Origin of the sequence: Spirosoma validum, from assembly GCF_014699035.1 — a bacterium.
Classification (GTDB): Bacteria; Bacteroidota; Bacteroidia; order Cytophagales; family Spirosomataceae; genus Spirosoma; species Spirosoma validum.
Genome location: NZ_JACXAA010000015.1, coordinates 140,219 through 166,253, shown reverse-complemented (window position 1 = coordinate 166,253; position 26,035 = coordinate 140,219). Strand labels below are relative to the sequence as shown.

General features: G+C 46.6%; 25 protein-coding genes. 4 read left to right on the top strand and 21 right to left on the bottom strand.

Annotated elements, in window-relative coordinates:
• Positions 1-90: 90 nt before the first annotated feature.
• The 17 genes from IC230_RS29165 to ilvD all read right to left on the bottom strand — a co-directional run bounded on the left by IC230_RS29165 (position 91) and on the right by ilvD (position 16,574).
• Complete coding sequence (locus IC230_RS29165; protein ID WP_191042602.1) at positions 91-561, bottom strand: hypothetical protein; 471 nt, start codon at positions 559-561, stop codon at positions 91-93.
• A 111-nt stretch (positions 562-672) separates the two neighbouring features.
• Complete coding sequence (locus IC230_RS29160) at positions 673-1,812, bottom strand: 2-isopropylmalate synthase (protein ID WP_191042601.1); 1,140 nt, start codon at positions 1,810-1,812, stop codon at positions 673-675.
• A gap of 267 nt (positions 1,813-2,079) precedes the next feature.
• Positions 2,080-3,156, bottom strand: a complete 1,077-nt coding sequence (leuB, locus tag IC230_RS29155) for a 3-isopropylmalate dehydrogenase (RefSeq protein ID WP_191042600.1) — start codon at positions 3,154-3,156, stop codon at positions 2,080-2,082.
• Between the two features lie 104 nt (positions 3,157-3,260).
• A complete protein-coding gene (locus tag IC230_RS29150; protein WP_191042599.1) occupies positions 3,261-3,956 on the bottom strand; it encodes a class I SAM-dependent methyltransferase in 696 nt (231 codons plus the stop codon).
• A 121-nt stretch (positions 3,957-4,077) separates the two neighbouring features.
• Positions 4,078-5,598: an alpha-isopropylmalate synthase regulatory domain-containing protein gene (locus tag IC230_RS29145; RefSeq protein WP_191042598.1), complete on the bottom strand. Its 1,521-nt coding sequence runs from the start codon at positions 5,596-5,598 to the stop codon at positions 4,078-4,080.
• Positions 5,599-5,699: 101 nt separating this feature from the next.
• Entirely contained in the window at positions 5,700-6,296 is a 597-nt protein-coding gene (gene leuD / locus IC230_RS29140) for a 3-isopropylmalate dehydratase small subunit (protein WP_191042597.1), read from the bottom strand.
• Between the two features lie 14 nt (positions 6,297-6,310).
• Positions 6,311-7,711, bottom strand: a complete 1,401-nt coding sequence (gene leuC, locus IC230_RS29135) for a 3-isopropylmalate dehydratase large subunit (protein ID WP_191042596.1) — start codon at positions 7,709-7,711, stop codon at positions 6,311-6,313.
• 111 nt (positions 7,712-7,822) lie between these two features.
• A complete protein-coding gene (locus IC230_RS29130) occupies positions 7,823-8,701 on the bottom strand; it encodes a helix-turn-helix transcriptional regulator (protein ID WP_191042595.1) in 879 nt (292 codons plus the stop codon).
• 4 nt (positions 8,702-8,705) lie between these two features.
• The gene (locus IC230_RS29125; RefSeq protein WP_191042594.1) at positions 8,706-9,032 is read right to left on the bottom strand and encodes a hypothetical protein; all 327 of its coding nucleotides are present in this window, start codon (positions 9,030-9,032) and stop codon (positions 8,706-8,708) included.
• Positions 9,016-9,252 carry a DUF433 domain-containing protein gene (locus tag IC230_RS29120; RefSeq protein ID WP_191042593.1) on the bottom strand — a complete coding sequence of 79 codons (237 nt, stop codon included), beginning with the start codon at positions 9,250-9,252 and terminating at the stop codon, positions 9,016-9,018. The genes IC230_RS29125 and IC230_RS29120 overlap by 17 nt, the downstream gene beginning before the upstream one ends.
• Positions 9,253-9,281: 29 nt before the next feature.
• Complete coding sequence (gene ilvA / locus IC230_RS29115; RefSeq protein ID WP_191042592.1) at positions 9,282-10,556, bottom strand: threonine ammonia-lyase; 1,275 nt, start codon at positions 10,554-10,556, stop codon at positions 9,282-9,284.
• A 147-nt stretch (positions 10,557-10,703) separates the two neighbouring features.
• Entirely contained in the window at positions 10,704-11,747 is a 1,044-nt protein-coding gene (gene ilvC, locus IC230_RS29110) for a ketol-acid reductoisomerase (protein WP_191042591.1), read from the bottom strand.
• 65 nt (positions 11,748-11,812) lie between these two features.
• Positions 11,813-12,349: an acetolactate synthase small subunit gene (gene ilvN / locus IC230_RS29105; RefSeq protein ID WP_191042590.1), complete on the bottom strand. Its 537-nt coding sequence runs from the start codon at positions 12,347-12,349 to the stop codon at positions 11,813-11,815.
• Positions 12,350-12,428: 79 nt separating this feature from the next.
• Positions 12,429-14,174 carry a biosynthetic-type acetolactate synthase large subunit gene (gene ilvB, locus IC230_RS29100; RefSeq protein ID WP_191042589.1) on the bottom strand — a complete coding sequence of 582 codons (1,746 nt, stop codon included), beginning with the start codon at positions 14,172-14,174 and terminating at the stop codon, positions 12,429-12,431.
• Positions 14,175-14,201: 27 nt separating this feature from the next.
• On the bottom strand, positions 14,202-14,564 hold the full coding sequence (locus tag IC230_RS29095) for a HepT-like ribonuclease domain-containing protein (protein WP_191042588.1): 363 nt from the start codon (positions 14,562-14,564) through the stop codon (positions 14,202-14,204).
• Positions 14,561-14,884: a nucleotidyltransferase family protein gene (locus IC230_RS29090; protein ID WP_223860916.1), complete on the bottom strand. Its 324-nt coding sequence runs from the start codon at positions 14,882-14,884 to the stop codon at positions 14,561-14,563. The genes IC230_RS29095 and IC230_RS29090 overlap by 4 nt, the downstream gene beginning before the upstream one ends.
• Entirely contained in the window at positions 14,874-16,574 is a 1,701-nt protein-coding gene (gene ilvD / locus IC230_RS29085) for a dihydroxy-acid dehydratase (RefSeq protein WP_191042587.1), read from the bottom strand. Before ilvD ends, IC230_RS29090 begins: the two co-directional genes overlap by 11 nt.
• 124 nt (positions 16,575-16,698) lie before the next feature.
• Between ilvD and murQ the strand changes: the two genes are divergently transcribed.
• From murQ to IC230_RS29065, 4 genes are all read left to right on the top strand, one after another.
• Positions 16,699-17,499 (top strand): N-acetylmuramic acid 6-phosphate etherase, encoded by an 801-nt coding sequence (gene murQ / locus IC230_RS29080; protein WP_191042586.1) that lies wholly within the window; start codon positions 16,699-16,701, stop codon positions 17,497-17,499.
• A gap of 94 nt (positions 17,500-17,593) precedes the next feature.
• The gene (locus tag IC230_RS29075) at positions 17,594-18,160 is read left to right on the top strand and encodes a hypothetical protein (protein ID WP_191042585.1); all 567 of its coding nucleotides are present in this window, start codon (positions 17,594-17,596) and stop codon (positions 18,158-18,160) included.
• Between the two features lie 147 nt (positions 18,161-18,307).
• Complete coding sequence (locus IC230_RS29070; RefSeq protein WP_191042584.1) at positions 18,308-19,273, top strand: glycosyltransferase family 2 protein; 966 nt, start codon at positions 18,308-18,310, stop codon at positions 19,271-19,273.
• A 45-nt stretch (positions 19,274-19,318) separates the two neighbouring features.
• Positions 19,319-20,065, top strand: a complete 747-nt coding sequence (locus IC230_RS29065) for a DUF5672 family protein (RefSeq protein WP_191042583.1) — start codon at positions 19,319-19,321, stop codon at positions 20,063-20,065.
• Here the strand turns inward: IC230_RS29065 and IC230_RS29060 are convergent.
• The 4 genes from IC230_RS29060 to rseP all read right to left on the bottom strand — a co-directional run bounded on the left by IC230_RS29060 (position 20,053) and on the right by rseP (position 26,011).
• A complete protein-coding gene (locus IC230_RS29060; protein WP_191042582.1) occupies positions 20,053-21,318 on the bottom strand; it encodes an AGE family epimerase/isomerase in 1,266 nt (421 codons plus the stop codon). The two genes, IC230_RS29065 and IC230_RS29060, sit on opposite strands and share 13 nt — an antisense overlap.
• Before the next feature lie 179 nt (positions 21,319-21,497).
• A complete protein-coding gene (gene lon, locus IC230_RS29055; protein ID WP_191042581.1) occupies positions 21,498-23,987 on the bottom strand; it encodes an endopeptidase La in 2,490 nt (829 codons plus the stop codon).
• Positions 23,988-24,166: 179 nt separating this feature from the next.
• Entirely contained in the window at positions 24,167-24,694 is a 528-nt protein-coding gene (locus IC230_RS29050) for a DUF6702 family protein (protein ID WP_317171865.1), read from the bottom strand.
• Positions 24,695-26,011 (bottom strand): RIP metalloprotease RseP, encoded by a 1,317-nt coding sequence (gene rseP / locus IC230_RS29045; RefSeq protein ID WP_191042580.1) that lies wholly within the window; start codon positions 26,009-26,011, stop codon positions 24,695-24,697.
• Positions 26,012-26,035: the final 24 nt, after the last annotated feature.

Genomic DNA, 26,035 nt, shown 5'->3' with positions numbered 1-26,035 from the left:
GCGGGAGAGTAGGAAGGTGCCACCTTTGATATAGAGTAGCGAGCCTGTCAGCAATGACAGGCTCGATGCGTTTTAAGCGAGGTTGGAAAATTAAAATGGTTGGGCTAGTTCTCTTTTTTGAATAAATGGTAAGGTTATCATTTCTAAAAGCTGTTCTTCTAACATAGCAGCCCAAGTATGTATATAGACGATAACGTCTTCACGTACATTATGCTTTAAGAAGCGTTTTTCGATTGGTAAGCGTGATAAAACCTCTCGGCCATCAAGCCGTTCAAGATGTTTTAAATCTTCAAGCATCAAACCAGCATTGAGCATTTCGTTGATCAACAGGTCAAGTGGCATTTGGCTAGTTGGGCAATAATCGTCAACCTGTTCATTCCAATCACCGTGTCGTTGCGTTGCGTATTGATGAATTTGGTCTTTACTGAGTTTAGTAAGTTCTTGCGCCAAATTGCCGCAATTGCATCCTCCCATATGACCCCATTGATAGGATGCTCCGTTCTTGAGATTTTGAGCTGTTCGCCGAAGTGCGTTTATTAGTTCAGGAGTTGGACGAGCCATAATAAGAGGAATTTTTTGTTTAAGTGTCACTCTTTGTATTGCCGGAACAGCCTATTTTGAGGTTTTGTTCGTTCATAAATTAAAAAGCCCGTCTGTGGGACGGGCTTTCGATTAGCGGACTAATTCCATCAAATCTTTATCGTTGACTTCTTTACGGATATCGGCCATATCGAGGAATCTAGTGTAGATTCCATCAAGCGTAGGTTTATCGTAGCGGAATCCTAACAATTCAAGCCGGTGTTTTAACGCATGTCGTCCACTACGTGCTGTTAGCACGATTGACGATTTTGGCACACCAACATCGTGTGGATTCATGATTTCGTAGTTCTCAGAATGCTTCAAAAAACCATCCTGGTGAATACCTGAGGAATGTGCAAAAGCATTTCTTCCAACAATGGCTTTATTAGCCTGCACGGGCATGCGCATCATCTGCGATACTAAATTACTAACCGGAAATAACCGCGTCGAATCGATGTTCGTATGTAATCCCAACTCCTTTTTTACTTTAATAGCCATTACGACCTCCTCAAGAGACGTATTACCAGCTCGTTCACCAATCCCGTTCATCGTTACTTCTACCTGTCGCGCGCCATTCATAACCCCAGCCAGCGTATTAGCAGTTGCAAGGCCCAGATCATTGTGACAGTGGATGGAAATGGTGGCTTTATGAACATTTGGGACATGCTCATAGATGTAAGCAATCTTTTTGCCATATTCATCAGGTAAGCAGTAGCCTGTTGTATCAGGAATATTGACAACCGTCGCCCCTGCAGATATGACAGCTTCAGTTAATTGAGATAAGAAAGCTAAATCCGCCCGGCCAGCATCTTCAGCGTAAAACTCGACGTCTTCTACGTAAGTTTTGGCATGCTTAACGGCTGCAACGGCCTGTTCAAGAATCTTTTCCCGAGTACTACCGAATTTGTTACGTATATGAATATCAGATGAGCCAATGCCTGTGTGTATACGACCGCGTTTTGCCCACTTCAGAGCCTCACCGGCCGCATCAATATCACCTTTAACAGCCCGGCTAAGCGCACATATTGTCGGCTCTGTCACGGCCTTCGAGATTTCAACTACCGAACGAAAATCCCCTGGACTGGAGATTGGAAAACCTGCTTCGATAATATCGACTCCCATCCGTTCCAATTCCTTAGCAACCACAACTTTTTCTTCAGTGGTTAATTGGCAACCAGGTACTTGTTCGCCGTCGCGTAAGGTAGTATCGAAAATATAAACTCGTTGGCTCATGGTCCGAATTGATTGAATACGTACTAATTCCTTAAACTTATTAACGTATAAAGGCCCTTTCTAAAGGAGAAAGGGCCTTTTTTATAAGACATGTCCTTTTCTCCGTTCTTAAAAAACGTTTAGCTTTTGCAGTCGGCAAGTAAAGGAATAAAACATAATCTAGTTTGCGAAATTTCGCTGATCGCGTAATTGCGCTACAAAAATAGCCGTTTTTGAAAAGTTTACAAGAAGGTTGGCAAAATTTTAATAATCAAATATGCTCCACCTCTAGGCTAGTAATCGCTGTAAGATCTGTTCACCCATTGCATTGGTTCCTAAGACTTTGTCAGCAGGTGTAGTACTATTGGCAATATCACGTGTGCGAAAACCCGCTTTTAGGACAGAATCGACGGCACTGATAATTGTCTCGCTTTCGGCCTTCAATCCAAACGAAATATCGAGTAATAGAGCCACAGATAACACGGAAGCCAATGGATTAGCCAAGCCCTTACCCGTAATATCATGTGCTGATCCATGAATAGGTTCATAAACACCTGTGCTATCACCGACTGAAGCCGAAGCTAACATGCCCATCGAACCGGCAATCTGGCTTGCTTCATCAGTTAAAATGTCGCCAAAAAGATTTCCAGTTACTACTACGTCGAAACGTTTGGGGTCTTTGATTAATAACATCGCAGCTGCATCAATGAATTGGTGCTCAACGGTTACGTCCGGATATTCAGGGGCGAGAGACTGTACAACTTCGCGCCATAAGCGGCTACTTTCCAATACATTCGCTTTATCGACTGAACATAATTTTTTACTACGTGTACGAGCGGCTTCGAAGGCTTTCCGAACGATGCGCTCTACCTCGTATTTACTGTAAATCATCGTGTCATACGCCGTATTACCTTCGTCGATACGTTCACGTTTGCCAAAGTAGACGTCACCCGTTAGTTCACGGAAGAACAGAATGTCAGCGCCACGGAGAATTTCGGGCTTGATACTTGATGCGTCGAGCAGTTCGTCAAAAAGCTTGATAGGTCGTAGGTTAGCATAAAGTCCAAGCTCTTTACGCATTTTCAGAAGTCCCTGTTCGGGTCTCACTTTTGCCGACGGATCATTATCATATTTGGGATGGCCTACAGCGCCAAATAAAACGGCATCGGCCGAACGCATCTTGGTTAAGGTTTCATCAGGCAGCGGTGAGCCAGTGGCTTCGATGGCGACGTGCCCAATAAGAGCTTCGTCATACGTAAATTCGTGTCCGAATTTTTGAGCAATTACCTCAAGGACTTGCTTCCCGACATTGGTTACTTCGGCCCCGATACCATCACCAGGAACCACAAGGATGTGTTTTTTCATGTGTTAAACAAAAGAATGAATGAGTTTGGGAATGTTGGTCACTCCCTTCCCATTCATTCTGCGACGTATTTGACTAGAAAGAAATTAAACAAAATTGTATGGGCTTACTTGGGTCGCACGGCTTCGGCAATTACGTTCTTGCCAATCACTTGACCGGTCGTTAGTTTGTCGAACACTCGACTTACCGGAAAAATGACACGATCATAAAAAACTACCGAGTCTTTTGTAATGCGCCCATCTTTACCGAGCCATTTATAAATCAGGGAGATGAAGTATCCGGCGAAATCATAATATCGACAATCTGTAACGCGAAGACCAGCGTCTTCCAAAATCTGCCGGACTAATTTCTTATCGTAGCGCCGATAGTGGCCAACGTGTTCGTCCATATTACTAAAAATCTCCTGGCGGGCGGGAACAAAGACTTTAAGACGACCTCCTGGCTTAAGCTTGGTGTAAAGCTCCTTAACAATTTCGCCGTGGTGCTCGATGTGTTCCAGTACGTTAATGGTATAAATCAGATCGTACTTTTTGGTAAGTTGGCTGATGTCGGTATAAACAGGTTGTTTAATTAAAGGCAGAAGGTCTGGATCAATTTCGGCTGCATCGACGCTGCCTAACGGAAACCGGTTGGCGTACTCCCCATTACCAGCGCCAAAATCCAAAACGGCTTCTCCGGGGCGAACATCACGGGCAACCCATTTATAGAGACCACCGTTATAATTAACGGCATGGCTCATCATCGCCAAATTATCTGATCCGTTATATTCTACTTTTTCTGCCGTTTGTTTCGCTTGACCCATATTGTTTATGAATGCTCTAAACGTACTATCGTTATAGTGACTGATTTATAAACCACGAAGTTATTAAACGAATTGCTATAAATATCAACATTGACTTCATCATCCATCAACCGGCACAGGTCTATTCTAGTGTATTCAGCATTTTCTGGGTTGCTTTGATAGCCGACACAGTCTGATCAGAGTCGAGGCCACGGGTTTTGAATTCCCGATTGTTATGTTTCCAGGTGATGATTGTCTCGCAAAGCGCGTCGGTTCGGCCACCGGTTGGAATCCGAACAGCGTAGTCTGTCAGTTCGGGTAGGGTCAGTTTCTTTTTGCCGTAGATTTTCTTCAACGCGTTCATAAAAGCGTCGTATTGGCCATCGCCCTGCGCATTTTCCTCAAATTGTTCTTCATCTATGCGTACCCGTAACGTAGCAGATGGCTTAAGATCTTTTGAGTGTGTCAGTACGTAGTTGAGCACCTCCACACGCGAAGCTATAGCGTTGGTATTCAGTACGTCTGAAAGGATGTAAGGCAGATCTTCGCGCGTAACGGCTTCTTTTTGATCACCCAGTTCAATGACGCGCTGAGTTACCTTTTTGAGATCGCTATCCGATAGCTGAATACCTAACTCGCGAAGATTATTCTCGATGTTAGCTTTCCCTGACGTTTTTCCGAGCGCGTAGCTTCGTTTCCGACCAAACCGTTCGGGAAGTAACGTATTGAAATACAGGTTATTCTTCTTATCCCCATCCGCATGAATCCCCGCTGTTTGTGTGAATACGTTATTGCCGACAACGGGTTTGTTATCTGGAATCCGAAGCCCGGAAAATGTCTCAACAATCTTGCTAACCTGATATAGGGATTTCTCGACTACGCCCATTTTAACCTCTGGCATAAAATCACGTAACACAGCGATAGCACTAGCCATGGGCGCATTGCCTGCCCGTTCGCCCAAGCCGTTCACAGTTAGGTGTATACCATGCGCACCAGCCCGAATGGCTTCCATTACGTTAGCAATACTGAGATCGTAGTCGTTATGGGCGTGGAAATCGAAATGAAGCTCAGGGTAGCGACTTACTAACTGGTCGACAAATAGATACGTTTCAGCCGGGGTCAATATGCCTAACGTGTCGGGCAGAAGTATACGACGGATTGGTTGCGTCTGTAGAAAATCCAAAAACTGAAGCACATACTCGGGGGAGTTTCGCATCCCGTTACTCCAATCTTCCAGGTAAACATTTACCCGCAAATCAGACTGCTCAGCCTTGCTGATTAACTGCTTAATGTCAGAGAAATGTTCTTCAGGCTTTTTCTTAAGCTGGTGAGTAAGATGATTAAGCGAACCTTTCGTGAGCAGATTCATCACTTTAGCTCCTGATGCCTGCATCCAATCGAGCGAAGCCTGCCCATCAACAAACGTCAGTACCTCTATTTTATCGAGCAGACCAACATTTGCGGCCCAGCTCGTAATCTGCTGCACAGCTTCCAGTTCGCCCGCTGATACCCGTGCTGAAGCGACTTCAACCCGGTCTACTTTGACTTCCGTGAGTAAGGACTGTGCTAAAGCCAACTTTTCGGATGCTGAAAACGACACTCCGCTGGTTTGTTCACCATCCCGGAGCGTCGTGTCCATAATTTCAATATAACGGCGTTTCATAAGAAAGAGCGAATGAGTGAATGAGCGAAAGAGTGAAAAGAAGCTGACCTATAAATACGGCGACAGTCACTTCTTCTTTCACTCTTTCTGTCTTTCGCTCTTTAAAATGGACGCGTATCGGCAAAGGCTTCGATTTCGTTTTTCATCGACAGCAGGTAATCGATGTCATCGTAGCCATTAATAAGGTTATTCTTTTTGTAGCCGTTGATATTGAAGCTTTCGCTCTCGCCCGTTGCCAGCAACGTAATGGTTTGTTCGGGCAGATTTACCTCTAGTTCAGTGTTGGGGTCAGCTTCGATAGCCGCAAAGATTTTCTCCAGAAACTCCGAACTAACTTGAACGGGTAGGATGCCGATGTTCAGCGCATTACCCCGGAAAATATCGGCAAAAAAACTTGATACAACGCAACGGAAACCGTAATCGTAAATAGCCCAGGCAGCATGTTCGCGACTTGAACCGCTACCGAAGTTTTTGCCACCAACCAGAATCTTACCCGAATATGTCGGATTATTCAGGACAAAATCGGATTTGGGCGTGTCATCATTGTTATACCGCCAGTCGCGGAAAAGATTGTCGCCAAATCCTTTACGTTCGGTAGCTTTCAGGAAACGGGCGGGGATAATCTGGTCAGTATCGACGTTCTCAATCGGCATGGGAACGGCCGTACTACGTAGTACAGTGAATTTATCGTAAGCCATTGTGAGGGAGCAAATTAAATAAGTTGACGGGGATCAGTTACTACGCCTGTGACAGCGGCCGCAGCGGCTACCAGCGGGCTGGCCAATAAAGTACGGGCACCCGGCCCCTGACGGCCTTCGAAGTTGCGATTCGAGGTCGAAACGGCGTATTTACCCGCTGGAATCTTGTCTTCGTTCATGGCCAGACAAGCTGAACATCCGGGCTGACGCAGCTGAAAACCTGCCTGTGTCAGAACATCCAGAATACCTTCGTCTTTTATCTGCTTTTCAACAATGTGCGAACCGGGTACTAACCAGGCCGTTACGTTATCAGCTTTTTGACGACCCTTTACAATAGACGCAAAAGCGCGGAAGTCTTCAATACGACCATTCGTGCAACTGCCGAGAAAGACAAAATCCACGGGTTTACCGATCATGGATTCGTTTTCAGAGAAGCCCATGTACTGCAACGATTTTTTGTAGCTCGCAGCACCATCTTTTACCGCTTCTGCCTGAGGTATTTGCCGGGTCACCCCCGTACCCATACCCGGATTCGTTCCGTAGGTAATTTGCGGTTCAATGTTAGCCGCATCGTAGGTTAAATCGACATCGAACGTAGCACCTTCGTCCGTTTTGAGCGACTCCCAGTAGGGAACTAGTTTGTCCCATTGTTCACCTTTAGGAGCTAGATCACGGCCATTTAAGTAATTGAGCGTAGTCTGGTCAGGCGCAATCATGCCACCTCGTGCTCCCATTTCAATGCTCATGTTGCAGACCGTCATCCGGCCTTCCATGCTCATGTTACGGAACACATCGCCTGCATATTCCACAAAATAACCTGTTGCTCCGCTAGCTGAAATCTGCGAAATAATGTATAGGATTACGTCTTTAGGCAATACGCCTTTACCAATTGTGCCGTTGACGCTGATGCGCATTTTCTTCGGCTTCGGCTGCATGATACACTGCGTTGCCAGAACCATTTCCACTTCCGACGTACCGATGCCAAACGCAATCGCGCCGAACGCGCCATGGGTCGAGGTATGCGAATCACCACAAACAATGGTCATACCTGGTAATGTAATACCGTTTTCTGGACCCACTACATGTACGATGCCATTTTTAATATGGCCGAGTCCCCAGTGCGAAATATTGTACTTGGCCGCATTTCGTTCTAATGCTGCTAACTGATTGGCAGACAGCGGATCAGCTACCGGCAGGTGCTGATTTAGCGTTGGCGTGTTGTGATCGGCGGTAGCGAATGTGCGACCGGAAAACATGACCGGTGCCTGCCGACCTTCAAGGCCAAGAAACGCTACCGGACTGGTTACTTCGTGGATAAAATGCCGGTCAATAAACAACACATCGGGGCCGTCTTCTACGTGCCGGACGACGTGCGCATCCCAGACTTTATCGAACAGGGTCGTTGGGGTACTCATAGTTGTTAGGATAACTATTTTCTGTTAGGTTTTCTCTGTGTCGCTCAGGGAGAGAAATAAGTCTACAAAATTGATGAATCTTATTGAATCCTCTATCTCGTGATTCGTCCACTAAATAGCGATTTTAGCCCAATTGACTCGCTTGGGTGTAAAACCGTATTGCTGTTTGTAAGCTTTAATAAAATGGGACACGCTTTCATAGCCGATCTCCAGACTTACTTCCGATACGTTCTTATCCGTATTCCGAAGCAAAAAATGAGCGTGTTCGAGTCGTTTCCGGCGAATCCAATGACCGGGTGATGTATGAAAATGCTCCTCAAAATCCCGCTTGAAGGCCGATAAACTTCGTCCAGACAGCCTGGCTAATTCATTCATCGACAACGGTTTGAGTAGATACGTACTCATCAAATAGTCGAGGTCAATTTTCTGACCCTGATAAATATGCCACAGGATGGCGCGAAGTTGTCGTAACGTATCAAGCTCAAGCAGGTGCAGTAATAATTCCTGAAACTTAAGACGTAGCAGTTCGTTGAGGAAAGGAGTTTTGGCACCAAAATAGGGTAACAACGAATTGATAAACGTAGTGAATGCAGGTGACGACGAGAAGGCTAGAATTAGGTCAGTTGGTAACGTAGCAGATGCCGTCTGAAACAAGGTTAGATGCTGACTGACAAACTCTTTCAGCAATTTTTCATTGACAAAGAAGACCAGACTTCGATAGCTGTTGTCGATGGATTCGTTCATCGAATAGCAACCACGCTGGAAGAATAGAATATCTCCCTTGTGTACGTGTAATTCCTGCGTAGGTGAACTGAATTTCTTCTCACCTTCCAGTACAACGATAACGGCATGTTCCTCAAAAAAGACTTCGTTACGTTCAGGATATACGTCACTCCGATACGCCACAAATGTCATCTCCGAACCGTCGGGACGACCAATGCTCAGGGCTTGAAACTGGTTAGGTTGAATGGAGGAGGGTACGCGGAGCATATAGTTATGGCAAACTGATAACGGTTGCTCCGAGCGGAAGAGATTCACGCAACACTTCTCTCATTTTCGGGAGTAGTGGTTCCAGAAACGGTATCGAATTGCCCCATGCATTCAATACTAAAACGGCTAGTGGGTATTTCGCGAAATTTTGTTGAAACCGCAAATTTTTGTCAAACGTAACAAGCACATCAAAGCTTTCAGCCAGCATTAAAGCCAGTAGTTCTCCATTCTTTTTGCTTCGCCAGCCCATGTCACGAACCGTAAATAATTCGTTTTCAGGGAAATATAGTTTTAACGCTTTGGGCAGGTTCTCATCAATCAGCAATTTCATAAATCAGCGGCAATAATTTTTCAGAGCTGAATGCTTTGCCAGCCATTTCCAGTACAGCGATTGCCTGTTTGCGGGTAACTGACGGAAAATCGTCAAAAAAGGCATCTAATGAAACGCCACTTTCCAAATGCCAGAACAGGGATTCGACTGGCACTCGCGTTCCAGTAAAAACGGGCGTACCGAACTGAATGTCTGGATCAATCGTGATTGGGGCTTCCATGCGTGTACTAAGTTGGATTTTAAACGAAGTTACACTAAAAACTGAAACAAGTCAGGCTGGTCGTTTAGGTATTCATAGACAATGCTTTGGGCGTTCATTCGCTGGATGAGCGGCTCAAAATCTTCGCGATGTTTGAGTTCGATGCCAACTACGGCCGGACCCGTTTCCCGGTTCGTTTTCTTGACGTATTCGAAGCGACTAATGTCATCGTTTGGTCCTAGTACGTTCAGAAAATCACGGAAAGCGCCGGCACGTTGCGGAAATCGGATGATGAAGTAATGTTTCAGTCCTTCGTAGAGTAAAGAGCGCTCTTTAATTTCTTCGGTACGGGTAATATCGTTATTGCCGCCACTTACCAAACACACTACGTTCTTCCCTCTGATCTCATCCTTCAGCAGGTCGAGTGCCGCAATAGTCAGAGCACCAGCCGGTTCGGCAACAATGGCATCTTCGTCGTAAAGCTTCAGGATGGTCGTGCAGACTTTACCTTCAGGAATGAGCAATACGCGGTCGAGGTTTTGGCGGCAAACTTCGAACGTAGTATCGCCCGGGCGTTTTACAGCAGCGCCATCGACGAATTTATCAATTTTGTCAAGCGCTACTACGTGCCCTTCGTCTATCGAAACTTTCATGGATGGCGACCCTAGTGGTTCAACGCCAATCAGTTTCGTTCTGGGGCTTAGCTGCTTGAAAACGGTTGAAACGCCAGCGGCTAAACCACCTCCGCCAATAGCCATCAGCAGGTAGTCGATCTTAACGTTAGAGTCTTTAAAAATCTCCAGACCAACCGTTCCCTGACCTTCCATAACCTGTAAGTCATCGAATGGATGAACGAAAATGCTGTCGTGCGTCTGAACAAATTCGATGGCTGCATAGAACGCATCGTCAAACGTATCACCGGTCAAGACAACGTCAACGAACTCTTTCCCAAACAGTTTTACCTGCTTTATCTTCTGATTGGGTGTCGTGGAAGGCATGAATATTGTGCCATGTACCGCCATTTTCCGGCAGGCATACGCAACCCCCTGCGCATGGTTGCCTGCACTGGCGCAGACGACCCCCTTAGCCAATGCTTCCGCGGAAAGGTTGGCCATTTTATTGTAAGCACCCCGAATCTTGTAAGATCGTACAACCTGCAAATCTTCCCGCTTGAGATAGATGTTGGCGCCATATCGATCAGACAGGTTAATATTCTCCTGCAACGGTGTATGGACGGCAATACCCTGAAGACGCTCAGCCGCCAGATAAATGTTATCCAGGTCGGGAAATACCAGTATTTTATCTTTTTCGGCTGCCGTGCTCATCGTGTAAAGTTACAAAACAAAAAGGTGAGAACGCGGCTAGGCTGACGCTCTGGAAAACGAATTGAGGAGATGATCACCGGATTTTTACCGAGCTCATCTCCTCAATTTGATTACTGATTGGGGGCGGTTCAAGGCTCCCGTCAACGTCTAGCTGCGTTCTGGACGTAACGAACGTACGGCTTTACCTGCCTGCCACATTTCCGAATCGCGGAGTTCAGCCAGTTCTACTTCGAGTTTTTCGCGGTAGTCAGGTTGCGAGTTACGGGTGATGCTGATCTCAGCCTGTTCCTGCGATTTTACAGAGTTATATAACTTTTCGAATACAGGCTTGGTCGCGTCATGGAAAGGTTTCCACCAATCCAGCGCACCGCGCTGAGCGGTTGTTGAGCAGTTAGCATACATCCAGTCCATACCATTTTCAGCAACCAGCGGCATGAGCGACTGCGTCAGTTCTTCAACCGTTTCGTTAAAGGCTTCCGAAGGACTATGCCCATTGGCACGTAAGACTTCATATTGAGCCGCAAAAATACCCTGGATAGCGCCCATTAATGTACCGCGTTCGCCGGTTAGGTCAGACGTTACTTCTTTGTAGAAATCGGTTTCGAACAAATAACCTGAACCAACACCAATACCCATAGCAATGGCTTTAGTGCGAGCATTACCACTGGCATCCTGATAAACAGCGAACGACGAGTTCAGTCCTTTGCCTTCGACAAACAGGCGACGTAGCGACGTTCCTGATCCTTTCGGAGCGACGAGGAATACATCGACATCAGCGGGTGGAATAATACCGGTCTTTTCTTTGTACGTAACGCCGAAACCGTGGGAGAAATACAGCGACTTACCGGGTTTCAACGCAGCTTTTACCGTTGGCCAGAGTTCAATCTGAGCGGCATCAGAGAGCAGGAAGCAAATAATGGTACCTTTTTCTAACGCTTCTTCGATTTCAAAAAGGGTTTCGCCCGGAACCCAGCCATCCGCGACAGCTTTGTCGTAGGTTTTACCTTTCCGTTGTCCGACGATCACGTTGAAACCATTGTCGCGCATGTTCAGCGACTGACCAGGACCCTGAACGCCATAGCCGATTACGGCGATGACTTCATTAGCCAGTACTTCACGTGCTTTGTCTAATGGGAATTCTTCCCGCGTCACGACTTGCTCTTCAACTCCTCCGAAATTAATCGTTGCCATTGTTTAATTGGTTTTGTACTCGTATTTAAGGTTACTACTTGGTTACACAAAAAAATAGAAAACACTTACATGTAGTGCTCCCACTCGGCCTCTTCGGGAAGGTACTCGACCAGCCCTTTCTCTGTTTTGCCAACAGCTACGCGACCAGAGCGAACAAACTCCAGAATATCGTGTCGCTTGATGTAATTAAAAAACTCAAAAATCTCCGTGTCATTGCCTGTCTTTTCAATGACAACGTAGTCTAAGCCCCAGTAAACAACCCAGGCTTTGTATTGTTGATTGATGGTTTCAACATCCAGGGGTTTATTGCCTAAAGTGGTCGAGATTTTGAACAGGGCAATTTCGTTGTAAACAATCTCATCGTTGAGGTAGCCGAAAACCGCCAGAACCTCTACGATTTTACGGATCTGCCGAACAAGTTTTTCGACCTCTTCGCGCGACTCATGCTTGATGACAATGGTAAAGCGTGATACGCCTTTTCGCTCAGTCTCCGATACGGTCAGGCTTTCGATGTTGATACGTCGGCGCGTGAAAATAATCGTGATGCGGTTGAGCAGCCCAATCGTGTTCTCGGTGAATATGCAGATGGTATATGTCGTCATCTTTCGTAGTGTCAGGTTTAAGAACCCGACGCGAGTTGTAGCTGTGTCAGGTTTGAGAACCTGACACCACAGTCAATTTCTATTTCAATCTTATTTGCGAAACGCTTGTACCAGCGGGCACCATCGGGAAAACGTTTTCTTCGGTCTCGACAATAACTTCGAGCAGGAAAGGACCGTCGTGATTGAGCATGGTATCGAGAGCCGTAGATAAATTCTCACGTTCGCTACAGGTCTGTCCATCCATACCAAATCCCCTGGCAATCGTGATAAAATCAGGGTTTTGCAACTCCACGAACGAGTATCGGCGCTCGTGGAACAACTGCTGCCACTGACGTACCATGCCCAGAAAGTTATTGTTCAGGATGATTGCTTTAACCGGCTGTTTGTTCTGGACAATCGTACCGAGTTCCTGTAAGGTCATTTGAAAACAACCATCACCAATGATGGCCACCACCTGACGATCCGGAGCGCCAACCTGTGCGCCAAAAGCGGCCGGTAGAGCAAAGCCCATCGTCCCCATACCCCCCGACGTAACTAAACTATTTGGACGACGGAATTGGTAATAACGGGAGGCCATCATCTGATGCTGACCTACATCGGTCACCAAAACGGCTTCGCCCTTCGTTTTTCTCGAGAGCATATCGATCACCTCACCCATTCTAATTTTGCCGGACGGCGTGTTCAGTGTTGGTATGGTGATAGCTTCGTTTTCGATTGCATCGTATTTCCTGAACTCATTACGCCATATGGTGTGATCGTTCGGATGTACGAGCGGTAATAGCGCTTTTAATGCTTCTTTAGCATCACCCACAACCGGTGCATCGGCATGAATGATTTTGTCGATTTCTGACGGGTCAATCTCGATGTGAACAACCTTAGCCTGCTTAATGTACTTACTGGCATCGCCCGTAACACGGTCGTCGAAACGCATGCCGATTGCAATAATTATGTCGGCTTCGTCGGTCATGACATTGGGACCGTAATTACCGTGCATGCCCAGCCATCCAACGTAAAGCGGATGATCCGTTGAAATGGTAGACTGACCTAAAAGCGTTGTGGCAACCGGAATACCGGTTTTTTCGGCAAACGCTTTAAGTTCTTCTTCGGCTTTAGCGATCTGAACCCCATGACCAACCAGCAAATACGGCTTTTTTGCGTTGTTAATCAACTGAGCTGCGGCTTCGACCTGCTCCTGCTTGGGTATGCGACGTGGCTTATAGCTAATAATCGTCTGGCAACGCTCGTAGGTGAACGGCTTTGTCATCAGCTCAAGCTGCGCACTCTTCGTAATATCGATCAACACCGGGCCAGGGCGTCCTGATTGGGCAATGTAAAAGGCCTTGGAAATGATGTCAGGAACTTCGTCGGCGCTGGTAATCTGATAGTTCCATTTCGTAATGGGCATCGTGACCCCCATTACGTCGGCTTCCTGAAACGCATCTGTACCCAGCAACTTCTTCGCTACCTGCCCGACAATGCACACCATTGGCGTGGAATCGATCAGAGCATCTGCAATGGCAGTAACAAGGTTCGTGGCTCCGGGACCTGACGTGACAAGACAAACACCTGCACGACCCGTTACGCGGGCATACCCTTCGGCCGCGTGACCGGCACCCTGTTCATGACGCACCAGAATGTGATTGATACGTTCCTGAAAATCATACAGGGCGTCGTAAACAGGCATAATAGCTCCACCGGGATAGCCAAAAATGGTTTCTACACCTTCGGCTACAAGCGCCTGCATGAGCGCATGCGAACCGTTAATGTAGGTAGGAACCGGTATGGTTTCGATAACTTCCGGCATGACGCTGGCAATTGCTTCCATGACGCTTGATCGGTTTTAAGGTCGTATTCAGTTTGTTGTGTTATTGCTTTCAATAAGCAACGTATTATAAACCTGTTCAATATCAATGAGTAATGGTGTAGCTTCTTCTGAAACGGTTATCCATACAATTAGTAGATCGACTTGAATGTAATCATGAATCAGTTTATCCCGCATACCAGCCATATCTTTCCAGGGAGCACGCATAAATCGTTGCCGTAATGGTTTCGACAGCTGCTTGGTTGCTTCTCCAATCACTTCTAATTGGCGAATGCAGGCATCCTGCGTTTTTGTGTAATTTAGAAAGGCATCGAGAGATAGGTCTTCGGCGTAATTCAGAATTTTCTTGAGACTATCTATGATGTGTTCTAAATACACTTTATCGTCCTTCATCCGCTAATCTCTTGTAAGTCTCTCATAATATACTGTCGCAGGCGTTCATTTTGAAGTGCGTTTTCAGAAACCAGGTCCACTTTTATATTCAATGTTTCGGATAGTTCCCGCTCCATTCTCGCAAACGTCAGCAGTGAAACAGGCTTACTTAACTTAACAAGAATATCTAAATCGCTTTTCGGTCCATTTTCGCTACGCGCCCAAGATCCAAATATTCCTACTCGTTCTGGCTGATAGGGTTTTAAGTAATTTATGATCTGTTGATTTTGAGTCGCTGTTGTCATTGCCCAAAAGTACTTTCTGTTTTTACTACGCTTCATCGGTTACGCAGCCTTCACTCGCTGATTTTACATTCCGAATGTATTTACCCAGTACCCCTTTCGTGAAAGGAGGAGCAGGTTGTACCCATTCGCTTTTGCGGTAAGCTAATTCTTCATCCGAAATATGTAGCGTCAGTTCGCGCGTAGTGGCGTCGATTGTGATGCGGTCTCCATCGTGGACGAGCGCAATCGGACCACCTTCGTAAGCCTCGGGCGTTACGTGTCCGACGACGAAACCATGCGTTCCACCGGAGAAACGGCCATCGGTAATTAAGGCTACCTTGTCGCCAAGACCTGCTCCCATAATGGCTGAAGTCGGTTTCAACATCTCGCTCATTCCCGGACCACCTTTAGGCCCTGCGTTACGTATCACAAGGACTTGTCCGGGAAGAATTTCACCTTTTGACAACGCGTCAATCACTTCGCCTTCGTGTTCGCATACTTTAGCCGTGCCTTCAAACGTCAGCCCTTCCTTTCCGGTAATCTTGGCAACTGCTCCGGTAGGCGACAGATTACCACGCATAATCTGGATATGACCCGTTGCTTTGATAGGCTGGCTCAGGGGAAAGACGATCTTCTGCGTATCAAAATTCAAATCGGCTGCTTCTTCCAGATTTTCCGCTACGGTTTTTCCGGTTACGGTTAGGCAATCGCCGTGGATAAACCCGTTCTGATACAGGTATTTCATCACGGCTGGAACCCCGCCAATGGCCAGCATGTCTTCCATATAATACTTACCGCTTGGTTTCAAATCGGCAAGTAATGGCGTTTTATCGCTGATCGCCTGAATCTCATCAAGGGTCAACTGAATTCCTGCCGCCCGCGCAATGGCTAAATAATGCAATACGGCATTGGTCGAACCACCGAGCGCCATCACAATGGTTAAGGCATTTTCGAGCGACTTACGGGTAATAATTTCTTTCGGCGTAATGTTGCGTTCGAGCAACAAGCGCATGGCTGCACCGATTTTTTTGCATTCTTCCTGCTTGCCTTCGTGCGTAGCAGGGTAGGTACTGCTGAACGGTAAGCTCAGGCCCATCGCTTCGATGCTGCTGGCCATTGTGTTGGCCGTATACATACCCCCGCAGGCACCCGCACCTGGAATGGCATTTTGTACCACCCCTTTAAAATCCTCATCGGAAATATTGCCCGCGTATTTTTTGCCCAGCGCTTCAAAGGCCGAGACAATATCTAACTTCTGTCCTTTATAGTGACCCGAACGAATCGTGCCACCATACACCATAATCCCTGGTCGTTCCAGACGGGCCATAGCCATGATTGCACCGGGCATGTTTTTGTCGCAGCCAACGACGGTTACTACGCCATCATACCACTGAGCCGCCACTACAGATTCAATAGAATCAGCGATCAGGTCACGACTGGGGAGTGAGTATCGCATACCGTCGTTCCCGTTCGTCATTCCGTCGGATACACCAATGGTGTTGAAGATCAAACCAACCAGACCGCTTGCCTGAATACCTTGCTTTACATAAACGGAAAGACCGTTTAAGTGCATATTGCAGGTGTTTCCTTCGTAGCCCGTGCTGGCAATACCAATTTGGGGCTTCTGCATGTCGTCTTCGGTAAGGCCGATCCCATACAGCATAGCCTGGGCAGCGGGATTGCTGACTTCCTGGGTAAGAACACGGCTAAAGCGATTTAACTCAACGGTTGGCTGTTCGGTAAGCATATTTACAATTAGCGAAATTTCGCTGATGGTGTAATAACGCTGTAAATAAACTGTATGTTTTTCTTAAAGGCAAGAAAAATCAGATTATTTGTCTGTTAAAATACGTTCGTATTACTTTTGGAATATGACAACTGAAACAACATCCCATTACGATCATTTAGAGCAAATGTCGGTTCACGACTTGCTTACGAATATCAACCAAGAAGACAAAACGGTTCCTTTAGCCGTTGAAAAAGCGATTCCGCAGATCGAAGCCCTGGTAACAGAAATCGTCAATCGTATGAAGGCCGGCGGAAGACTTATTTATATAGGCGCTGGCACGAGCGGACGTCTTGGCGTAGTCGATGCATCAGAATGTCCACCAACCTATGGTGTTCCCCATGATCTGGTAATTGGCTTGATGGCCGGAGGTGATGGCGCTATTCGTAAAGCGGTCGAGTTTGCGGAGGATGATATCGAACAAGCCTGGAAAGATATTGCACCGTATCAGCCCGATGAGCAGGATACTGTGATCGGTATTGCAGCCTCAGGCCGGACGCCTTACGTAATCGGTGGCTTACAGGAAGCTCGGAAAGCTGGCCTTTTAACGGGCTGTATCGTCTGTAATGAAGGATCGGCGGTTGCCAAAGCGGCTGAGTTTCCGGTCGAAGTAGTTGTAGGGCCAGAGTTTGTTACGGGCAGTACACGCATGAAAGCAGGTACCGCTCAGAAACTGGTGCTAAACATGGTTTCGACTTCGGTAATGATTCAGTTGGGTCGGGTTAAAGGCAATAAGATGGTTGATATGCAGTTGACAAACATCAAATTACAGGACCGGGCAGCTAAAATGGTTATGGACGAAATCGGTGTTGATCGTGAGGAAGCCGAAGCTCTATTGAAACAGTTTGGCAATGTGCGGGGAGCCATCAATGGGTATAGAAAATGAGTGCTGTGTAAAGTATTCTGCCGTGTTCAAGCGTCTATTCGTTATCAGCTTCTCAAAAAAGTGAAGTCTTTGTTGGATATAACGTAGTGAAATCATGGGCAAAAACGTATTACTCATTGGTCGCAATCCCACCGTACTGGCTCATCTTGCATTGGCGTTGACAGAGGAAGGATTGTTTGTGCAAACTACTAGTGCCGTTGAAGAGGCAAGTCTGAATTTTGACGGCGCTGATTTTGATCTGGTTGCTTTTGGCCGGGGTGTCGATGAGGCAACGAACGCACTTCTCAAAGCTGCTTTTTCAGATCAGAATTCAAATCTACTTTTCGTGGACGGTTTAGCGCCGGTCATTCCGCTGTTGGTTAAACAAATTAAAGTAGCCTTTTCTGACCAACAGACTCAAAAATTAGTAACGGAATTTGTTTGTATACAAACGGATTGTTCTCAGGTAAGGATTACCGTAAAGGCTAATTGTCAGTTAACAATCTGTCTGTATGAGCTTGATGCGACTCATACTACGCAGCAAAAAACGCTTGTTGATGAATCTGTGTCTGGAGGATCGCATACCTTTTCTCTCCCGATACAATCTGGGTCTGATGCAACCATAAAATTCCTGTCTGCCGAAGCTGACAATCGCGATTTAATGGTTCTACCGCTTCGATAATCTGGAAGATATATATACGACAGACGTAGCCTAGTTGCTGAATTTCGACAAAAAGGGGCTTATTTTGCGAAGACTTTATTGAGTCTTCGTGCTTTAAACAGCACTTATGTTGCGTTCATGAAGAAGAGTTTTTCGATATCCATAGCCATGTGCACGTACAACGGCGAACGCTACGTACTAGAACAACTGGCCAGTATTGCTAAACAGGAGCGGCTACCCGACGAACTGATTGTAGTGGATGATGGCTCTACTGATTCTACAGTGAATATTGTCCGTCAGTTTGCCGAATCGGTTCCGTTTACGGTGAAATTCTATGAAAATCAGAAAAATTTAGGCTCTACTAAAAGTTTTGAACGGGCCGTGAGCGCCTGTACAGGTGATCTTATCGCATTTGCTGATCAGGACGACGTCTGGCGTGAAGACCGGCTATCAAAAACGGAAGCTTATTTTCACGATAATCCCAGCATGGATGCTGTCTTCTCCGATGCTGAAATCATTAATGATGATTCTGTGCCGCAGGGCCGAAAAATCTGGGAGGAAGTGCAGTTTACGCCTGAGGCCCAAACCCGCTGGTTGCAGGGTGAGGCTTATCAAATGCTGTACTTTAGTTACGTTGTAACAGGAGCAACGTTGGCAGTCCGTCGTTCTGTCTTGCCCACAATTATTCCGTTTCCAACAAACGTACCGGTTCTGATTCATGATGCCTGGATTGCGCTCATTTTGGCCCTTCACGAGAAAATTGGGTTTATCGACGAGTGCCTTATTTTCTATCGGCAACATACGCAGCAACAGGTTGGGTTTAAGCCAGCCCGTGAGAAGGTAACCCTGCGCGATCGCTTTACACGCGGCAGAGAAGGTAAGATGGTCTACGTTTTGCAGTTAGCGGATCGATACCATCAGTTATATAAGCTTCTGAATAGTCGTACAGATATTGATAAGCACAAAATCGTTCTGCTTAAACGAATGCAGGACCACCTGGCCCAGCGAACTAAACTGTCGGCAGGGCGGTTTGGTCGTGTAGTTCCTGTGTTCCGCGAATTGGGGCGGGGAAATTACCAACTATTTGGCGGACATTGGTGGCTGACCATAATCGGTGATTTGCTGGAAGATTAATGAAGCCTGTTTACTAGCAATACGTTCGTTTGCTTATTTGCACCAATGAAGCCCGTAGCTGTCATCATACCTGTTTATAAACCGCATATGAACCCGCATGAGCTGATTTCGTTTCAGCAATGCCTGAAGGTACTGAGCAGCCATCCGATTTTCCTGATCAAACCCCATAGTCTATCTATTGACCACTTATTGAAAAGTTACCCGGCCTTACAGGTCGAGGCTTTTGATGATACGTATTTTCAGGGCATCAGCGGCTATAATCGACTTTTGTGCTCCGAATCGTTTTACGAACGGTTTACAGCTTATGAATACATACTCATTGCTCAGTTAGACGTATTCATTTTTCGCGATGACTTGCTGGCCTGGTGTCAGAAAGGATTCGATTATGTAGGTGCTCCTCAATTTTCGAACATTCGGCCAAAGCGTACTAGCCGGAAATCGCTGCGTGAAATATTGTCGCTTCTTCTTCAAAAACCGTTGCTGAATGGCGGATTATCGTTACGTCGGGTTCAAGCGTGTTTACACTTATTAAACGTGTACCACCGCTTTTTCCCGACCTGGCCGGGTAATGAGGACAGCTTTTTCTCCCTGCACTTCCCAAGGTTATTGCCGTTTCGGAGTCTGATGAATCTTCCTGACCCTCACGAAGCGCTAAAATTTGCCGTAGAAATGGAACCTCGTGAAAGCCTGGTCATAAACCATGGTGAATTGCCTATGGGGTGCCATGCCTGGGATGTTTACGATCTCGATTTCTGGCGACCTATCTTCAACGATTACGGTTACGTTGTCTGACGCGTTGACTGACTGCCAATGAAAAGTTCAGCATTTGTCCGGCTTGCAGGTTGCAAAGGCTCACATTTCATCAGCGTCTGCGCCGTTTCGGCTAAACACCGAATCAGTGAATAGCAACCAAGTGATGGAAGAGCTTTGACCGGCAACAGTGGTTGTCCGTGCTGGTCAATAACCACATGCCAACCTGTGTGTTTTAAGTCAGGGAAATATTGAAAGGTATAATCGTGGATGCGTTTAAACCATTTCAAACAGTCGGGATTTCGGGTATGAACGTATCCTTTTAGTAATGCAGCAATGGCCTCGATATGAACCCAGGCCCATTTTTGCTGCCAGTCCGGAAAAATGAAGGGGGCTCCTTTACAGTCAACGTACTGATTTAATCCCGACGTCGTCTCATCCCAGGCTTGCTCACACAGTTGCAAACACCACGTAACGACCTGCGTAGCCAGCTTACGATTAACTGGTCCGGGCTGAGCCGTTTTCATTAACCTGCTTTTGGCATAAAGATCAAATAAATAATTAGCGGTCTGGAAGGTCAAACCAACATTAAGTCGTCGGCCTTCGGGCGTATTTGAGAATGCGCCTTCGGGCAGTACGTATTCCCGAAGAATATCGCTACGTCGGTCGACGAACTCATAAAGGATCTCCAGTAAAACAAGATCGATGTTTTGTTTCCATGTCTCTTCATCCAACAGGGGCTGCATTTCCAGCGTGGCTTTGAGCACAGCTATCGGTTCGCTCAAATGCTGAAGTTGTCGAAAACCACCTATTGCGGTTGATTGCTCAAGACGAGTGACTTCGCGACGTTTCATCACGTTCGAAAACGTCTGCTTAGCCAACATTGCCCATTCGTCTTCCGCTGTGCTTTTGTGGAATTGAGCATAAGCCATAACCAGATAGCAGTCCGGTACGGGAGTGCTGGCCGACGTAACGGGACGGCCTCTGCGGTCGAGCTGACTGTAACAATTCAGGGTAGCATCGTGCGCAAATTGGTTTAAAAAATTGGCGCCATGTCGGGCATGGTCGAGCCAGGCCGATTGCCCATCGAACGTGTTATGGAGCCAGGAAAAGGCCCATAATTGCTGAGCTTGCAACGTAACAAACTTATCGCCGTCAACAGCTTCTCCCGTTGCGGTAAGCATATCAGAATACCCTCCGCACTGACCATCCCGGCTATGTTTGAGCCAGAAGGGTACAACCTGGCGTAACAAAGCCTGCTGGTATTGGGCGGAGAGTTTTTGAAAGTCGAGCACGAATGAAACTGCAAATTACAAGTTAGTTCATGTGAACGAAGAAACAGCTACAAACTCGCGTCTTAACGGAACAGCCGACCCTGGAGCACAGCACTACAGTTGTAATGCCGTCCGCCAGGGTCGGCTGTTGACGTATATAAACGAAGGGCTGTTAGATATGAACAGCCCCTAAGCCATAATTAATACACTTTTTCAACTTCACTCTGCTCCTTCTCTTCGGGCAGCACAAACTTCATGGGCTTGCCTACCTGACCCGGTAACAAAGCTATATCGAGTACCTGGTCGACTGTGTCAACGTAGTGAAACGACAGGTCTTTGATATAAGACTGGTTAATTTCCTCAATGTCCTTCCGGTTCTTCGAGCAAAGAATAATCTCTTTAACCCCCGCTCGATTAGCTGCCAGAATTTTTTCCTTGATCCCACCAACAGGCAGCACTTTACCCCGTAGCGTTACCTCGCCGGTCATAGCGATGTACGGCTTAACCTTACGCTGGGTGTAGATCGATGTCATGGACGTAAGCATGGTAATCCCTGCTGACGGACCGTCTTTAGGAACCGCACCCGCTGGAATGTGAATATGCAGATCGTAACAAGTAAAAACCCGATAGTCGATTCCTAACTCATCGGCATGGGCTTTGAGGTAGGAGAGAGCCGTTACAGCCGATTCTTTCATGACGTCACCTAATTGCCCGGATAAGGTCAACACCCCTTTTCCACGGCTCAGGCTCGATTCGATGAGCAGAATTTCTCCTCCTACCTGTGTCCAGGCTAAACCCGTTACGATACCGGCAATATCGTCGTCAGCATAAAGTTCCTTGTCAAAAATCTCGGCACCGAGCAATTTAGGAATATCAACAGCTTTGACCGTGTGGTTGTATTCCTCTTCCATCGCAATGGATTTAGCAACCTTACGGATCAACGCCCCGATTTTCTGCTCCAGATTCCGAACGCCCGATTCGCGGGTATATCCTTCAATAATGCGCAGAATAGCTTTATCCTCAATTGCCAGATCCTTGTTGTTCAGACCGTGGTCTTTGCGCTGCTTCGGAATCAGGTATTTCTTGGCAATCTGGACTTTCTCTTCAACGGTATAGCCTGCAATATCGATGATTTCCATCCGGTCGCGCAGGGCGGGGTGGATCGTATCGAGTGAGTTAGCCGTAGCAACGAACAATACCCGAGACAGGTCAAACTCCGTCTCCAAGTAGTTATCCATGAACGTTGAGTTCTGCTCTGGATCGAGAACTTCGAGCAGGGCAGATGACGGATCACCCCGAAAGTCAGAGCTTACCTTGTCAATCTCATCTAAGATAAAGACCGGATTGGCCGTGCCGCACTTGCGAATGTTCTGAATAATCTTGCCCGGCATGGCACCGATATACGTTTTGCGGTGACCGCGAATTTCAGCTTCATCATGAACACCACCCAATGCCATTCGGCTATATTTCCGACCTAATGCCTTGGCTATTGACTTGCCCAGTGAGGTTTTACCCACGCCCGGAGGTCCGTAAAGGCAGAGGATCGGAGCCTTCATGTCGTTTTTTAGTTTCAGAACGGCGAGGTATTCAATAATCCGTTCTTTCACTTTTTCCAGCCCAAAGTGATCTGCGTCCAGAATTTTCTGCGCTCGTTTCAGGTCGAAGTTATCTTTCGTGTACTCACTCCAAGGTAAGTCAACCATCAACTCGACGTAGTTCATCGTCACCGGATACTCCGGAGCCATCGGGTTGATACGTTGCAGCTTATTCAGTTCCTTATCGAAATGGCTACGTACTTCGGTTGGCCATTTTTTTCGGTCGGCTTTCATGCGGAGTTCATCGATCTCGCGGTCAGGATTATCTATTCCCAACTCATCCTGCAGGACCTTCATCTGCTGACGCAAATAATAATCACGCTGCTGCTGATCAAGGTCCGACGAAGCTTTGGATTGAATTTCCCGCTTCAATTCGAGTAACTGTACCTCACGGAGCATATACTCAAGCAACAGATTGGCCTGTTGATTGCCATCTGCCAATTCCAGAAGGCGCTGTTTATCAGCTACATCGGCATTGAGGTTCGATGACAGAAAATGCAGCAGAAAGGTTGGGCTTTCGATATTGTCGAGCGCAATGCGGGCTTCCTGTGGAATTTCTGGATTAAGACGTAGTGTTTTGTAGGCGGCATCTTTCAGTGATTGCAAAAGCGCTTTGCCTTCTTTTTTATTGACATTCGGAAACGAATCATCAATCTGACGCACCTGCGCCGTCATGAAGGGTTCTTCCTGAGTAATCTCCTGAATCTCAAAACGTTTTTTGCCCTGAATAATAATCGTGATGTTCCCATCGGGCAACGTGATCATTTTGATAATATAGGCTACCGTTCCGAACCGATAGAGATCATCGGCGGTCGGTTCGTCTTTTTGTTGATTGAGTTGAGCAGATACCCCAATAATTCGATTGCCTTTATACGCTTTTTTGACCAATCGAATCGACTTTGCCCGTCCAACCGTAACGGGAATTACCATACCTGGAAACAAAACTGTATTGCGAACCGGCAGAATGGGGAGATTCGCCGGTAAATCATAATCTTCATCTAACCCTTCTGGCGAACCGAGCGGCACAATTTCTAAATTGTCCGAGTCAAAATCGGCCAGCAACAAACGGGTAGCTAATTCTTTTTCTGAAATCATAAGTACACTGCCAAACTGACAGCTTTCATTACGTGGTAGGTGCTTAAACTTACGGAAAAGAGGGGATAAGAGATAGTCGCAAGGGTTGTGCCAATCTAGTACATAATGACCAGCTGACAGCATGGTTGCGGCAATTGCAAAATTAACTAAATAGACTAGCGAGTAGTTACAAAAATTTATTAATCGAATGAAAGATCCTGAATCGGCTGATTTTTTCGAAAAACGAACGTCTTCTTCTGACCCTGATACTGAATATTCACCATATTGACCTGATCGTCAAAGAGCTCCATCAATACGTTCTGCTTCAGTAAACCACCTCGAAAGGGTTCAGCATATGGCATTTCAAGATACAGCCAGTGGGCATCGGCTTCCGTTTCATGCCCTACGTATTTTATTGGTTTCGGTTGCTTCTGCGGGCTCGAGTAAGCGAAATGAGCGTGAACGTATTTCTCGATAACCGGGTCAATTTTATTGTCTGAACCTGGCGATCCGTTTAAATTGACCCGGCTACCTACAGCCGCCGAAAGTCCTTTTTCAAAATCATCTGTAAAGATGCGAATGCTGATCTCAAATACGCGCTCTTTCGGATTATACTGCATTTGGGTAACGCTGGCATGAAAATCATGAAGCGTCAGTGGCCGACTGCCCATCAGGCAACCGGCCACCAACAGTGTTAAAATCGTTAAGCGTTTATTGAGTGTCAACACTTAAAAAACTGCTTTAAAGACGTCGTTGAAAATAGCAAACGCCATTAGACCCAGCAGAATGACCATACCGACACGTTGTGCACCTTCCAGGAACCGATCGGAAGGTTTACGGCCCGAGATGATTTCATAGCCAAGAATTGTTGCATGACCACCGTCAAGGGCTGGAATTGGCAGGGCGTTCATAAAGGCAAGCGCCATCGATAGTAAGCCTGTTACGGTCCAGAAACGATCCCAAACCCAGATGCCACCGAAGAGATTCTGCGCAATACCAATCGGGCCACTCAGCGCTTTAGAGGCAGACACTTCACCCCGGAAAATCTTTCCGAATCCTTTTATGTTATCGAACACAACCTGAAACGCTTTTTTCGTTCCGACGCTCAGGGCTTCACCAAACGTGTATTCCTGTTTGGTAAACGGCAGTAGAAACTCTGGATAAAAACCGATCGTTCCTTCTTCCGTTGTTGTCATTTTAAGCGTATCAATCTTCCCGCTTCGGTTAACAGTGAGCGTCAACGGCTTATTTTTCAACGGCTTCACAATCTCGGTAAATTCGTGATAGAACTGGATCGGTTTGCCATTAGCGCTGGTGATTACGTCGCCTGCTTTCAGACCTGCCTTACTTGCCGGTTGACTTGGCACTAGTTCGGCTACTTTAAACGGTTCAATTGGCTCTATAAACTGGCCAGATGCTTTTTTATCAGCCAATTTATCCACAAAATTATTGGGGATGTAAATGTCTTCCAGCTTGCCGTTACGTTCTACCGTGTAGGAGCTGTTATCCCCTAGAAACACGTCAGAACCGCGGATTTCGTTAAAGTCGGTAATTTCTTTACCGTTCACTTTTACAATTTTATCGCCGGTACGTAGGCCAATACTCTTCGCCAGATCGTATGCAACAATACCGTATTTAGCGTCTTTTGCAGCCAGATACGTATTGCCGTTTTTGTAGGCTATGATAACGAAAATCATGATCCCGACGATGACGTTGACGATGATACCACCAAGCATCACGATAAGCCGCTGCCACGCTGGTTTCGAGCGGAATTCGTAGGGTTTTGGTTCCGTATCTGTATGAGCCGTGTCCAGCGACTCATCGATCATTCCCGAAATTTTGACGAAGCCACCTAGCGGAATGGCCCCGACACCGTACTCCGTTTCGCCCCGTTTGATGCTCCATATTTTGGGCGGGAATCCAATAAAGTACTGTTCGACCCGCATACCAAACGCTTTGGCTGCCAGCAGGTGGCCTAATTCGTGTAAACCTACTAAGATGGACAAGCCCAGAATAAGCTGTCCGGCCATCACTAAAATTTCCATGTATTCAGAACGAAGATAATAGTC

Bases quoted from the DNA above. Each gene is read 5' to 3' on its own strand.
- murQ (WP_191042586.1), top strand. From the start codon at position 16,699: ATGACAACTGAAACAACATCCCATTACGATCATTTAGAGCAAATGTCG.
- IC230_RS29070 (WP_191042584.1), top strand. From the start codon at position 18,308: ATGTGCACGTACAACGGCGAACGCTACGTACTAGAACAACTGGCCAGT.
- IC230_RS29065 (WP_191042583.1), top strand. From the start codon at position 19,319: ATGAAGCCCGTAGCTGTCATCATACCTGTTTATAAACCGCATATGAAC.
- ilvB (WP_191042589.1), bottom strand. From the start codon at position 14,174: ATGGAAGCAATTGCCAGCGTCATGCCGGAAGTTATCGAAACCATACCG.
- IC230_RS29130 (WP_191042595.1), bottom strand. From the start codon at position 8,701: ATGCTCCGCGTACCCTCCTCCATTCAACCTAACCAGTTTCAAGCCCTG.
- IC230_RS29160 (WP_191042601.1), bottom strand. From the start codon at position 1,812: ATGAGCCAACGAGTTTATATTTTCGATACTACCTTACGCGACGGCGAA.
- IC230_RS29090 (WP_223860916.1), bottom strand. From the start codon at position 14,884: ATGAAGCGTAGTAAAAACAGAAAGTACTTTTGGGCAATGACAACAGCG.
- leuB (WP_191042600.1), bottom strand. From the start codon at position 3,156: ATGAAAAAACACATCCTTGTGGTTCCTGGTGATGGTATCGGGGCCGAA.
- IC230_RS29165 (WP_191042602.1), bottom strand. From the start codon at position 561: ATGGCTCGTCCAACTCCTGAACTAATAAACGCACTTCGGCGAACAGCT.
- ilvC (WP_191042591.1), bottom strand. From the start codon at position 11,747: ATGGCAACGATTAATTTCGGAGGAGTTGAAGAGCAAGTCGTGACGCGG.
- lon (WP_191042581.1), bottom strand. From the start codon at position 23,987: ATGATTTCAGAAAAAGAATTAGCTACCCGTTTGTTGCTGGCCGATTTT.
- IC230_RS29145 (WP_191042598.1), bottom strand. From the start codon at position 5,598: ATGAAACGCCGTTATATTGAAATTATGGACACGACGCTCCGGGATGGT.
- IC230_RS29075 (WP_191042585.1), top strand. From the start codon at position 17,594: ATGGGCAAAAACGTATTACTCATTGGTCGCAATCCCACCGTACTGGCT.
- rseP (WP_191042580.1), bottom strand. From the start codon at position 26,011: ATGGAAATTTTAGTGATGGCCGGACAGCTTATTCTGGGCTTGTCCATC.
- ilvN (WP_191042590.1), bottom strand. From the start codon at position 12,349: ATGACGACATATACCATCTGCATATTCACCGAGAACACGATTGGGCTG.
- ilvD (WP_191042587.1), bottom strand. From the start codon at position 16,574: ATGCTTACCGAACAGCCAACCGTTGAGTTAAATCGCTTTAGCCGTGTT.
- IC230_RS29125 (WP_191042594.1), bottom strand. From the start codon at position 9,032: ATGAAATTGCTGATTGATGAGAACCTGCCCAAAGCGTTAAAACTATAT.
- ilvA (WP_191042592.1), bottom strand. From the start codon at position 10,556: ATGAGCACGGCAGCCGAAAAAGATAAAATACTGGTATTTCCCGACCTG.
- IC230_RS29150 (WP_191042599.1), bottom strand. From the start codon at position 3,956: ATGGGTCAAGCGAAACAAACGGCAGAAAAAGTAGAATATAACGGATCA.
- leuC (WP_191042596.1), bottom strand. From the start codon at position 7,711: ATGAGTACCCCAACGACCCTGTTCGATAAAGTCTGGGATGCGCACGTC.
- leuD (WP_191042597.1), bottom strand. From the start codon at position 6,296: ATGGCTTACGATAAATTCACTGTACTACGTAGTACGGCCGTTCCCATG.
- IC230_RS29095 (WP_191042588.1), bottom strand. From the start codon at position 14,564: ATGAAGGACGATAAAGTGTATTTAGAACACATCATAGATAGTCTCAAG.
- IC230_RS29120 (WP_191042593.1), bottom strand. From the start codon at position 9,252: ATGGAAGCCCCAATCACGATTGATCCAGACATTCAGTTCGGTACGCCC.